This is a genomic window from Variovorax sp. J2P1-31 (genome assembly GCF_030317215.1).
GTDB lineage: Bacteria > Pseudomonadota > Gammaproteobacteria > Burkholderiales > Burkholderiaceae_C > Variovorax.
In genome coordinates this window covers 751,202-764,884 of the sequence record NZ_JASZYA010000003.1, presented here as the reverse complement: position 1 = coordinate 764,884, position 13,683 = coordinate 751,202, and the positions used below count along the sequence as shown (strand labels likewise).

Sequence of the window (13,683 nt, the reverse complement as noted above, 5' to 3'; positions counted from 1 at the left end):
ATAGCTCCCGTCAGCCACGACATGCCCGCGCCGGCCAGGCCCGCGGGCGCCGTGGCGCGGTCGAGCCATTGAACACGAACAGGTCACCCATGCAACGCAACACGGCGGTCCAGCGCAACAGGCGCGCATCCTCTTTCCTGGTCCTTTCCCCGGGCCCGCGCGGCGCCTTCGGGCGCACGCGGCTCAACCCGATGATGCGGGCCGTGGCGGCCCTGCTCACGGACGGCGCGGCGATCGGTGCCGCGGGCCCGGCACAGGCGCAGCGCGCGCTCGGCGCGGCCTGGATGGCGCAGAAGAACCTGGCGCAGGACACGGCCGCGGCCACCGGCCGCCTGCCCAACGGCCAACTGGCCTCGACGCTCACCAACCCGCTGGCGCAGCAGCAACAGGCCCAGGCGCAGCTGGCGCGTTCGATCGGCAACCTGAACCTCGCGGCACGCGGCATCGCGCAGCAGCAGGCGGCGCAGGCCGCGGCGCGCGCGGCGGCGCTGGCCGGCGCCTCGAGCGTGCCCGACGGGCTGGGCGAGGGCGGCCTGCAGGTCGACACCAACAGCCTCACGGCCGGCTGGGCCAACGCACAGGCACCGGTGCAGTCCCGCAGCGGCGGCCAGACGAAGGTCACGGTCGCGCAGACCGGCGCGCAGGCGGTGCTCAACTGGGAGACCTTCAACATCGGGCGCGACACCACCCTGAAGTTCGAGCAGCAGCCGAGCTGGGCGGTGCTCAACCGGGTCAACGATCCGCAGGCGCGGCCTTCGCAGATCCAGGGCCGGATCCAGGCCGAGGGCACGGTGATGGTGGTCAACCGCAACGGCATCGTGTTCTCGGGCGCGAGCCAGGTCGACACGCGCAACCTGCTGGCCTCGGCCGTGGGCATGAGCGATGCGCAGTTCAAGAAGGGGCTGTTCAGCGAGGCCCAGGGCACGAAGTTCGTCCCCAGCCTGGCCAACGACCTCGCGACCACCGCCAGCAGCTTCAGCCACGGCGCGGCCACCGGCGACGTGGTGGTCGAGGCCGGCGCGCGCCTGCAGACCCACCAGCCGGTCAGCGTGACCGAGGGCGGCGGCTACGTGATGCTGCTGGGCCGCGAGGCGCGCAACGCCGGCCAGATCGTCACCGCGTCGGGCCAGACCGTGCTGGCCGCGGGCGATGCCTTCGTGATCCGCCGCGGCATGGGCACCGAGGCCAACCAGAGCGCGACCACGCGCGGCAACATGGTGGGCACGCTGCGCCAGGACGGCTCGGCCGCGGGCCTGGCGCTCAACACCGGCCTGCTCCAGGCGGCCACCGGCGACATCACGCTCACCGGCCACACGGTGCGCCAGCAGGGCGTGGCGGTGGCCACGACCTCGGTCAACGCGCGCGGCACGGTCCACCTGAACAACGCCGAGGGCGACACCGAGGGCCGGGTGCTGCTCGAGCCGGGCAGCGTCAGCGCGGTGCTGCTGTCCGATGCCGTGGGCACGGCGCTGGACGCGCAGCGCGATGCGCTGCTCAAGGACTCCGACAAGGCCGGCGACGGCGTGCAGCACCGGCGCGACCAGTCGCTGGTGCTGGTCGACAGCGCGGGCGCGGTCGACTTCGGCGCCGACTCGCTCACGCTGGCCACCGGCGGCCAGGTGATGGTGAAGGCGGCGCGCACCGAGGTGGCCGGCGGCGCCGCCATCGACGTGTCGGGCGCGGTGGGCGTGCGGGTGGCGATGGAGGCCAACAACGTGCTGGTCAACGCGCAGGGCAACGAGCAGCGCGACGCACCCGTCAACCGCGACGGCAAGCGGCTGAACAACAAGAACATCTGGGTCGACCGGCGCGACCTGGTGTTCGTGCCGGCGGGCACCCAGGGCTACGAAACCGACCGCTGGTACACGGCCGGCGGCCTGCTGGAGGTCGGCGGCTACCTGGGCATCACCGGCCACGGCGTGGGCGAGTGGATGGCGCAGGGCGGCACGGTGCAGTTCTCGGGCAACAGCCTGGCCACGCAGGCGGGCAGCCTGATCAACCTGGCCGGCGGTTCGCTCGACGTGCAGACCGGCTACGTGAAGCAGACCTTCCTCAAGGGCGCCGACGGGCGCCTCTACAACGCTTCGCGCGCACCGGGCGACCTGCTCTACACCGGCGTGTACCAGGGCTTCGAGTCCGCGCATGCGCGCTGGGGCGTGAGCGAGCATTACGCCAGCCCGCTGATCGCGCCGGAGCGCCGACTGGAGAGCGGCTACACCGTGGGCCGCGATGCGGGCCGGCTGATCGTCGCCACGCAGGCCGCGGCGCTGGAAGGCGCCATCGACGGCGCCACCTTCCAGGGCGCGCGCCAGACGCGCGCGCGCGACACCGTGCTCGACGGCTACCAGCAGGCCCAGACCGCGGTGGCGCGCGGCGCGCAACTGGTCGTGGGCACGCACGCGCCGGTCTACGACAGCGGCACCAAGAACCTGGCCTACGTGCCCGGCGCCGTGGCCGCCACCGTCACGCTGGGCGGCGCGCCGGGCGCGGGCATCCACCTGGCGGCCGACTGGCTGCGGGCCCAGCACCTGGGCGTGCTGCGGGTGCATGCCACGGGCAGCATCGTGGTGGGCGATGCGCTGTCGGTGGCGCCGGGCGGCGAGATCGTGCTGCATGCGCACGACGTGCAGGTGAACGCCGACCTCGGCGCGCGCGGCGGCAGCATCGTGCTGGGCAACGTGGTGAAGAAGCTCGCGGGCAGCAGCGGCTGGCTCGACAGCGCGATCGCCGCCGCCCCGGCGGCGGCCGGTCCCGCGCGCACCGTGGTCGCCGAGGGCGTGCGGCTGGACACGCGCGGCCTCTGGTCCAACCTCGCGCTCGATCCGAACGACGTGCATGCGCTGCCCTACCTGAACGGCGGCAGCATCCGCATCCACAGCAGCGGCGAGGTGGTGGTCGCCCAGGGCGCGCTGCTCGATGCCTCGGCGGGTGCCGTGCTGCGTGCCAACGGCAGCCAGACCGGCGGGCGCGGCGGCGACATCGCGCTGCTGGCCGACGGCCTGGCGGCCAGCGGCGGCAGCGGCGCCGTGCCGGGCCGGCTGGTGCTGGGTGGCGAGCTGCGCAGCCTGGGCGCCAAGGGCGGCGGCACGCTGCGGCTGCAGTCCGGCGGCGCGGTCGTGATCGGCGGGCAGGTGCCCGGCGGCGACGGCCGGCTGCCGGCGGGGCAGGCCTCGCCCGTCGACCTGATCGCGCAGGACGCCTTCACCATCGCCGCCGGCGCGGTGCTGCCGGCCGACTACCGCTACACGCGCACCCGGGCCCTGCCCGGCGAGGTGATCGGCGCGCAGCCTCTGATCGGGCCCGCCTCGGCCGTGACGCTGCACGCGGACTGGGCCCTGCCGAAGGTGCTGGGCAGCAGCGATTCGTACACCGTCCAGACCCAGTCCGGCGCCGCGTTCACGGTGTTCGGGTGGACGTCCTCGCCGCCCACGGTGCCCGCGGGCACGGTGATCACCGGCATCACCACGGCGCTCGGCGGCTTCCCCCTCACCTACGGCGTGCCGGCCGAGGTGTTCCCGCAGGGCCTGCCGATCCAGCCCACGGCCGCCGTGATCAAGGCCGGCGCGGTGGCGGCCGTCGAGGCCGGCTTCGCGGCCGGCACCCGCATCGTCGCCGGCTTCAGCCTCGCGCAGGACCTGGCGGTGGTGCGCCCGCTGCAGCTCGATGCCGGCCTGTTCCGCTCGGGCTTCTCGCGCTACGAGATCACCGGCCACCAGAGCCTGGCGGTGGTCGCCGGCGCCGACCTGCGGGTCGAGATGCCGGTGCTGCGGCTGGACCCGGAGGCGGCGCGCACGCGGGCCACGGGGGCGGACCCCGCGGGCCTGCTGTCGGCCTGGCTGCCCGAGGAGTTCACCGCCGATCCCGTGCGGCGCCAATTGCAGCAGCGCCAGGGCGCCGACCTGCAGCTCAACGCGGGCTACGGCGTCGGCTCGCTGGCCACGCTGACCGTGGCGCAGGGCGCGCGCATCGAGGTGGACGCGGGCCGCGCCATCGGCCTGCGCAGCAACGGCCAGGTCATGGTCGACGGCACGCTGCGCAGCGCGGGCGGGCGCATCGACTTCGGGAACTTCGGCTACGGACCGAGCGGCGCCTCGTCCGTCGGCCATGACCGCTCGATCTGGATCGGCGAGCATGCCGTGCTGGACGTCTCGGGCGCGGCGCACGTGGCGGTGGACGCCAAGGGCCGGCGCTACGGCACGGTGCAGGGCGGCGGCAGCATCCAGATCGGCGGCAGCTACAACGCCGACGCGACCTTCGCCGACGGCGTGGACGCCTTCATCGTGGTGCGTCCCGGTGCCCTGCTGGACGCCTCGGGCACGCAGGCCGTGCTCGACCTGCCGGACCTGGGCCGCACGGACCTGGCATCCAACGGCGGGCTGATCCACCTCAACAGCTTCAACGGCCTGTTCGTGGACGGCACGCTGCGCGCCCCCGCCGGCGGCGCGGGCGCGGCCGGTGGCACGCTGGCGCTGGTGCTGGAGGCCCCCAATTACGCCGAAGCCAGCCACCCCGATGCACGGGTGCGCTCGCTGCGTGAATTCACGCTGGGCCAGCAGCAGGGCGACAGCGTGTTGCCGGCCGGCCTGCTGCCCGGCCGCGCCAGTGCAACCCTGGCCTACGGCCACGGCCGCCTGGGCGTGGACCGGGTGCAGGCTGGCGGCTTCGACAACCTGTCGCTGCTGGTCAACGGCGTGCTGAGCTTCGACAGCCCGGTGAACCTGGCCATGGACCAGAGCCTGCGCCTGACGGCCCACAGCTTCAGCCTGGCCGAAGGCAGCACCTCGGGCGCGCGGGTGTCGCTGGCCGCGCCCTACGTGCGGCTGGCCGGGGCCTCGCGCGTGCAGCGCGACAAGCACATCATTCCCGGCTCGGCCACGGTCGGGCGACCGGTGCCGATCGCGGATTCGCGCCTGCTGGTGGATGCGGGCCTGCTCGACGTGTTCGAGGCCGCGGTGTTCGGCAGCTCGATCAACCTGGCCCAGATCACGGGCAACGTCAGCGTGCAGCGCGCGGGCTTCGACACCGTGGAACTGCGCAGCGCCGGCGACCTGCGCATGCTGCGGCCGCTGGTGCGCGACCGCACCGTGGTCGACACCGCCGGCGACCTGCTGCTGGTGGCCAGCCAGATCTATCCCGCCACCGGCGCCCTCGGTGAATTCCGGGCGCAGGAGGTGGGCCGCGGCCTGCGCATCGAGCGCACCGGCGATGCGCTGCCGCCGGTGCCGTACTCGGCCTTCGGCTCGCTGGTCTTCCTGTCCAGCCGGATCGAGCAGGGCGGCGTGCTGCGCGCGCCGCTGGGCAGCATCGTGCTGGGCAAGATCGACGTCGGCGACAACCCCGCCACCCACAGCGTGCTGCTGCGCGACGGCAGCCTGACCTCGGTGAGCGGTGCCGGCCTGCGCATGCCCTATGGCGGCACCAAGGACGGCCTGACCTATGTGTACGACGGCAAGGACGTGGTCTACCGCGGCCTGGGCGGCGGCTCGGTCGTGAACCTGATCGGCGACCGTGTCGACGTGCAGCAGGGGGCGGTGATCGACCTGTCGGGGGGCGGCGAACTCCTGGGCGCGGCCTTCCTCTCGGGCCGCGGCGGCTCCACCGATGCGCGGCTGAACCCGCTGGTGCAGGTCAAGCCCTCGGGGGCCTTCGTGCTGCCGGGCCTGGCCACCAATCCGGTCTACGCGATCGTGCCGGGCGCGCAGCCCGGCGCCGCGCCGCTGGCGGCCGAGAAGGGCGCCGGCGACCCCGTGGTGGGACGCCAGATCACGCTCGGCGCGGGCGTGCCGGGCCTGCCGGCCGGCACCTACACGCTGATGCCCTCTTCCTACGCCCTGCTGCCCGGCGCCTTCCGGGTGGAACTCAACGGCCTGGCCGCCAGCGCCATGCCGCCCGGTGCCACCGCGGCCATGCGCAACGGTTCCTTCAGCACCGCCGGGCAGCTGAGCATCGCCGGCACGCCGCTGCGCGAGGTGCTGGCCACCCAGGTGATCCTGACCCCGGCCGACACGGTGCGCAGCTATTCGCAGTACAACGAGACCGGCTATGCCCGCTTCGGCCTGGACTGGGCCGCGCGCGACGGCGCGCCGCGGCCCCTGCTGGAGCGCGACGCCAAGCGCCTGCGCATCGACATGGGCACGCGACCGGCCGAAGGCAAGGGGCTGGAGATCGCGGCCGGCACGGTGCGCAACCAGCCGGCGGCCGGCGGCTTCGGCAGCGAGCTGGTGCTGGGCGCGCTCGGCAGCGGCGGCGCCATCGAGATCCTGGCCCCGGGCCAGGCGCCCACCGCCGGCTTCGCCGGGGTCTCGGTGCGTGCCGACATGCTCAACGCCGTGGGCGCCAGCACCCTGGCCATCGGCGGCGCGCCGGGCTCGACCTTCGAGAGCGAGCGCAACACCCAGAATGCGCGCAACGTGAGCTTCGGCACGCCCTACTCGGTCAGCGGCAGCATCGTGCTGCGCGCAGGGGCCCGGCTGGAGGCCGCGCAGGTCTTCCTGGCGACCGGGCAGAAGGCGGGCGGCATCGTGCTCGAACAGGGCGCCGGCATCCACACGCTGGGCCACGGCGCCGCGTCCTGGGATTCGACGCACGGCTACATCTTCGACCCCGGGCAGGTGTCGCTGCTGGCGGTGTCCAACGGCTGGCTCGACGTGCTGGCGCCGACCGAAAGCACCGACACCCGCTTCGGCTCGGGCCGGATCCAGATCGGCCAGTGCGCCGGCAGCGCCGACTGCCGGGGCGACACCACGCTGTATTCCAGCGGCACCATCACGGCCGCCACCACCAACAGCTTCGAGCTGGGTGACTCGGTGCGCTACGGCGCGCGCAACCTGGTGCTGGCCGTGGGCGGCATCAACGTGGGCAGCGCCGAGGCGCTGGCGCGCGCGCGCAACGACGGCGCGCTCACGCCGGGCCTCACGCTCAACCAGCAGGTGCTCGACCGGCTGGTCCGCGGCGACACCAGCACCGGCGCGCCGGCGCTGGAGAACCTGGTGCTGGCCGCCAGCAGCGCGGTCAGCTTCTACGAATCGGTGAAGCTCAGCACGCTGGACGCGAACGGCAAGTCCTCGCTGGCCCAGCTGGTGCTCACCGCGCCGGCCGTGTACGGCCACGGCCAGGCCGGCGACGTGGCGCGCATCGAGACCGACAGCTTCGTCTGGAACGGCTCGGCGCTGCCGCCCGGTGGCGTGGTCACCGGCGGCCCCGGCACGGGCAGCGGCCAGCTGGTGATCGATGCGCGGCAGATCGAGTTCGGCTACGGCGCGCAGACCCAGCCCAAGACCGTGCTCTCGCACGACCGGCTGGCGCTGGGCTTCGCCGCGGTCGAGCTCAACGCCAGCGAGCGCATCACCGCCAACCACCGGGGCTCGCTCGCGGTCTACCAGTCGCAGGGCGCGTGGGACGACGCGGCCAAGGCCTTCGGCTACAGCGGCGGCGACCTGCGCCTGCGCGCGCCGCTGATCACCGGCCACGCCGGTTCGGTCAACGCGATCCGCGCCGGCGGCAGCCTCAGCGCCACCGCGCCCGCGGGCCGCGCGGCGGCCGCGCCCGACAACGCCGCGCTGGCCTCGGCCCTGGGCGCCGAGCTGTCGCTGGACGCCGGTGCCGGCCTGCTGATCGACACCGCCGTGCTGCTGCCCAGCGGCAAGCTCACGCTCTCGGCGCAGGGCAACGTGCAGCTGGCCGACGGCGCCCGGCTCGACCTGGCCGGCCGCCGCATCGACTTCTTCGACCTGCCCAAGTACAGCTGGGGCGGCGAGGTGCGGCTGGAGAGCCGCGGCGGCGACGTGCTGCAGGCGGCCGGCTCGCGCATCGATCTGTCGGCGCAGTACAACCGCGCCGGCCGGCTCGGCGCCGTGGCGCTGGAAGGAGCCCAGGGCACGGTCGACCTGCGCGGCACGCTGCTGGGCCATGCCAGCGGCCACTACGACGCGGGCGGCACGCCGGTGCCCCATGCCGCGGGCTTCGTGGACATCCGCGCGCAGCACATCGCCGACTTCGCCGGCCTGAACGCGCGCCTTGGCGACGGCGGCGTGGTCGGCGGCCGCAGCTTCCAGCTGCGCCAGGGCGACCTGGCGATCGGCGACGAACTCAAGGGCCGCGAGATCAACGTCTCGGTGGACCACGGCAGCCTGCGGGTGCACGGCCGCATCGATGCCAGCGGCGAGCAGGCCGGCAGCATCCGCCTGGCCGCGAAGCAGGGCGTGACGCTGGACGGCACGGCCGTGCTCGACGCCAGCGCCAGCGTGCTGCGCCGCGACAGCTACGGCCAGGCGATCGACGCGCCCAACCGCGCCGTGATCGAGATCGATGCGGGCGAGGGCCTGCTGCGCATCGCCGGCGGCGCGCGCCTGGACCTGCGCGTGGCGGGGGCCACGCAGAAGCACGGCACGGTGGCGCTGAACGCGCCGCGCGTGGGCGCCAACGACGTCGCCATCGACGCGGCCGGCCCGGTGGCCATCGAGGGCGCCAAGGCGATCCACGTCAACGCCTTCGTCACCGACCACGGCGCCGCGCCGGGCACCGAGGCCACGGTGGACGGCAAGAGCTACCAGGTGATCGACCAGGCCTACCTGGACCGCCTGCACGCGGCCAGCGATCGCTTCATCGATGCCGCGCTGGCCAACGGCGCGCTCATGGACGGCCGGCTGGCCGGCCTGCGCGCGCACGCCGACGCCTTCCACCTGCGCCCGGGCCTGCGCATCGTGGCCGATGCGGCCGTCAACCCCGACGGCAACCTGCACCTCGACGGCGACATCGACCTCTCGGGCCACCGCTATGCCAGCGTCAACCCGCACACGCCGCGGAGCGCCCGCCACGGCTCGGGCGAGGCCGGCGCGCTGGTGATCCGCGCGCAGGGCAACCTCGAGGTCTACGGCAGCCTCAGCGACGGCTTCGACGGCTCGCGCCTGTCGCTGGGCGCGACGCCCGACGACAGGGGCTGGTTCCTGCCCGCCGGCGTGACGGCCTTCGGCGGCGACGTGGTGATCCCGCATGCCGGCTTCGTGACGCTGGACACCGGCACCGAGTTCGCGCTCGGCCGCACCCTCAACTACGCCGCGCCGGTGCAGGCGGCCACGCTGCCGGTGGGCACCGTGCTGCCCACCGCCATCACGCTGGCGCAGGTGCTGAACCTGCCGGCGGGCATGGTGCTGGGCGCGGCCGTGCGCGACGCCGCCGGCACCGTGCTGCACGCGGCCGGCAGCGTGGTGCCGCAGGGGGGGCTGACGCTGCCCGTGGGCACGCGGCTGGACGCGGGCCTGCGCCTGCCGGGCCCGGCGCGCATGCAGGCCGGCCTGTGGCCGGCGGGCGTGCCGCTGCCGGTGGCCATGACGCTGGCGCGGCCGCTCGCATTGGACAAGGGCGCGATCGTGCCTTCGGAAACCGTGGTCAAGCTGCCCGGCGGCGTGGACAAGGTGAGCCTGCGGCCCGCGCTCGACGCCGACGGCAACCAGGGCCGCACCTGGGCGCTGGCGCCGATGCTGGCGGCGGGGTCGCAGTCGTGGGACCTGCGCCTGGTGGCCGGTGCCGACCTGCAGGCCGCCGACACGCGCCTCACGCAGCCGCACAGCACCGCGCGGCTGCAGCTGGCCGACGCGCATTTCGGCATGGGCCAGCGCTTCGTCGATGTGCCGGGCACCGGGTCGCCCGCCACCTACCTGTGGGGCGACCTGAGCCTGTTCGAGCAAATGATCATCGAGTTCTGGGGCGAGTACGTGCTGAGCTTCATGCCGGTGTCCGGCACGCCGATCACGGCCGCGCAGATCCAGGAGCTGCGCGACAACTACATCCTCAGCGCCAGCCCCGGCGAGCTGAACGACTTCGGCTACGGCGACCTGGCCGCGGTCGACACGCCGGCCACCCCGCCCGACCGCGCCAGCAGCTTTTATCCGGCGCGCGAGCAGCTCTTCAGCGTGCTGCGCACCGGCACCGGCGACCTCGACCTGGTGTCCGGCGGCGATCTGCAGACGCGCTCGCCCTACGGCGTCTACACCGCGGGCGCGCCGGCCGCGTCGATGGGCGCGGCCTACGACCAGCCGCGCGGCCTCGCCAGCGACGGCACGCCGCTGTGGCAGGCCGAGGGCAAGCTGTTCGAGCACCTGGTCGACGGCGGCGCCCGAAGCCTCTACGGCGCCTGGTATCCCACCGGCGGCGGCAACCTGCTGGTGCGCGCGGGCCGCGACATCGCGGGCGATCTGATGGGCCGGCTCGGCGGCCTGCGTCCCTGGCTGCCGATGGGGGCGGTGCGCGACCAGATCGGCAGCAGCACCGTGGGCAACTGGCTGTGGCGCCAGGGCACGGGCAGCGTGGAGGCCGGCAAGGACCAGGTGCCGGTGGCCTGGTGGATCAACTTCGGCACCTACGTGCAGGGCTCGGAGGATGGCAGCTACCTGCCTTCGTATGCCGCCACGCGATTCGAGAACGATCCCTACCTGGTCGGCTTCACCGGCTTCGGCACGCTGGGCGGCGGCAACCTGGTGGTCGAGGCGGGCGGACAGGCCGGCATCGTCGGCCCGCGCGGCGAGGCTCCCCCGAACTACGGCACCCAGAGCGAACGCAGGAACGCCATGCCGCGCAGCGAGGGCCTGAACCTGGCCGTGGCCAGCACCGGCCGCATGAACGCCGCGGGCGAGCTGGTGCTCACCGGTGGCGGCGACCTGGACCTGCGCATCGGCGGCGGCCTCAACCCCAATGCCGAGCTGCGCCGCAACGAGCACGACCTCAACAGCACCTTCGCCAACCTGCGCGGCGCGCTGCGCGTGCAGGCCGGCGCCATCGGCGGGCTCGACCTGCACTATGGCGCGCGCGACCAGATGGATTCGCGCGGCGGCGACCCCTTCTCGGCCGGCCGCGCCTACGGCGGCGGCGGCCCGGTGCTGGTGCTGGGCGACGCGGTCGCGCGGCTGGACACGCGCGGCGATCTGGTGCTGGGCGGCGTGGCCGACCCGGGCCGCACCAAGCTGCTCAATGCGACCCCCTTCACCTACGACGGCCGGTACCACGCCGGTGGCGGCTGGAGCTGGTTCTCGCTCTGGACGCCGGCCACGGCCATCGACCTGTTCAGCGCCGGCGGCAACCTCACGCCCACCACGGCCTGGGCCGAAGGCCAGGCGCGCGAGGAGACGCAGCAGGCGGTGCAGGGCGCCAACCAGTCGCCCTCGCGGGACGGCCAGCACTATCCGTCCATCCTGCGCGCGGTGTCGGCCAGCGGCAGCCTCTACTACGGCGTGGGCACCACCTCCCTGCGCTACGGCGCGGTGGTGCGCGCGGAGCGCATGGGCCTGACACTGGCGCCCGCGCCCATCGGCGTGCAGTACGCCAACGCCACCGGCACCGGCGAGCTGCAGCTGCTGGCGCGCGATGCGATCTATGCCGGCGGCTATGCGGTCACCGCCTCCACGGCCGATCCGGCGGGGCTGAGCAGCCCCTTCCGTCCCGGCTTCATGGGCGTCGTCGCGGCGACGGGCGGCGGTGATCAGGGCCAGGGGCCGGTCGTGGTGCACAACGTGCATCCGGACCTCCTGGCCAACCAGGGCGCGACGGTGTCCGGCAACGGACGCCAGAACACGGCCTCGCTGTTCACCTTCGGCAGCCAGGCCACCTCGGCCTATGCGGCCGTCGGCCAGGCGCCGGCGCACTACTACGCGGTGGAGGGCGACATCGTCGGCCTGCGCATGGGCCAGATCGCCGAGATGGGCTACCTGGGCTCGGGCGGCACGCGCTACGAGGGCTCGATGCCGGTGGCCATCCGCGCCGGCCGCGACATCACCGATTCGGGCACGCGCCTGGGCTACAAGGACACGGTCGGCACGGGCCGCGGCAACCTGATCTCGCATGGCCGCGCCGACGACATCTCGGTCGTGGAAGCCGGCCGCGACGTGCGCCACAGCACCTTCTACGTGACCGGCCCCGGCCTGATCGAGGTCAGCGCCGGGCGCGATCTCTACTTCGCCGACCGGGGCGAGATCAAGACCCTGGGCGCTGTGGTCAATGCCATCCCGGGCGACCGCGCCAGCGGCGCCAGCGTGGTGCTGGCGGCCGGCATGGGCGAGGGCGCGCGCTGGGATGCCTTCGCGGCGCGCTACCTCGACCCGGCCCACCTGGCCGACCCGGGCCGGCCGCTCGCCGACCAGCCGGGCAAGGCGCTCACCGTCTACGGCGGGGCGCTCACCATGGCCCAGTGGCTGGCGCGCGAGTTCGGCTACAGCGGCGACGAGGCCGGGGCGCCGGCCTTCCTGCAGCGCCAGCAGGCGCTGCTCGACGACACGCGCCGCGCCGCGCTGGCCGAGGGCCGCACGGCGGCCAACCGCTCGCTGGCGCGCGAGTACCGGGTGGAGAGCCGGCAGCACCTGGTCAACTGGTTGAGCGAGCGCTTCGGCAGCGGCGACAACCGCCTGGGCCTGCGCTTCGACGCCAGCCTGATGGACGCGCGCGCCTTCTTCGACGCCCTGCCGCCCGCGCAGCAGCGCGCCTTCCTGCGCAACGTCTACTACGCCGAACTCAAGGCCGCGGGCCGCGAGTACAACGAGGAGGGCGGGCCGCGTGCCGGCAGCTACCTGCGCGGGCGCGAGGCCATCGCCACGCTGCTGCCCGCGCAGGACGCGCAGGGCCGCGCACTGGCCTACGGCGGCGACCTCACGCTGTTCAGCAGCGCGATCTACTTCGACGCCGACTACGTGGACACCAACGGGGTCGGCAAGGACCGGCCCACGCCGGGCCGCAACTACATCACCAAGGCGGAGTGGACGGCGCTGGGCAGCCCGGGCTACGGCGTGTCCTTTTACGACGTGCTGGACGCGGGCATCCACACCAACTTCGGCGGCGACATCAGCATCATGACGCCGGGCGGGCGCACGCTGGTGGGCGTCGACGGCGGCTTCGTGCCGGGCCCGGGGGCCGGCGTGATGACGCAGGGCGAGGGCGACATCCAGGTCTACGCCCACGGCAGCGTGCTGATGGGCCAGAGCCGGGTCTTCACCACCTTCGGCGGCAACATCCTGGCCTGGTCGGCCGAAGGCGACATCAACGCCGGGCGCGGCGCCAAGACCACCGTGGTCTACACGCCGCAGCGCCGCGTCTACGACAGCTTCGGCAATGTGTCGCTTTCGCCCTCCACGCCCAATTCGGGCGCGGGCATCGCGACGCTCAACCCGATCCCGGAGATTCCGCCGGGCGACATCGACCTGATCGCGCCGCTGGGGACCATCGACGCGGGCGAGGCGGGCATCCGCGTCTCGGGCAACGTGAACCTGGCGGCGCTGCATGTGGTGAACGCGGAGAACATCCAGGTGCAGGGCAAGGCCGTGGGCATCCCGGTGGTGGCGGCGGTCAACGTGGGCGCGCTCACGAACGCCAGCGCCGCGGCCTCGCAGGCCTCGGTGGCGGCGCAGGACATGCTGCAGCGCGAACGCGCGGCGGCGCGCCAGGCGCTGCCCTCGGTGTTCACGGTGCGCATGCTGGGCTTCGGCAACGAGGCGCCCGCGGCGCCGCCGCCGGGCCGCGAAGGCGGCGCGAACGGGCGTGCCGCCTACGACCCCGGCGGCGTGGTGCAGGTGCTGGGCGCGGGCGTGCTGAGCGCGGCGCAGCAGCAGCCGCTCACGCCGGGCGAGCGGCGCGGGCTCGCGCGCTGAGGCGGGCGGCGCGGGCTCGAACACGCGGGTGACATGACAGTGTCATTCGCGGTGC

1 protein-coding gene is annotated in these 13,683 nt (G+C 74.2%); it reads left to right on the top strand.

Going from position 1 to position 13,683, the window contains the following annotated elements:
• The first annotated feature begins 89 nt into the window (after positions 1-89).
• Positions 90-13,628 carry a filamentous hemagglutinin family protein gene (locus QTI20_RS23320; RefSeq protein WP_286553956.1) on the top strand — a complete coding sequence of 4,513 codons (13,539 nt, stop codon included), beginning with the start codon at positions 90-92 and terminating at the stop codon, positions 13,626-13,628.
• The last annotated feature ends 55 nt before the right edge of the window (positions 13,629-13,683 follow it).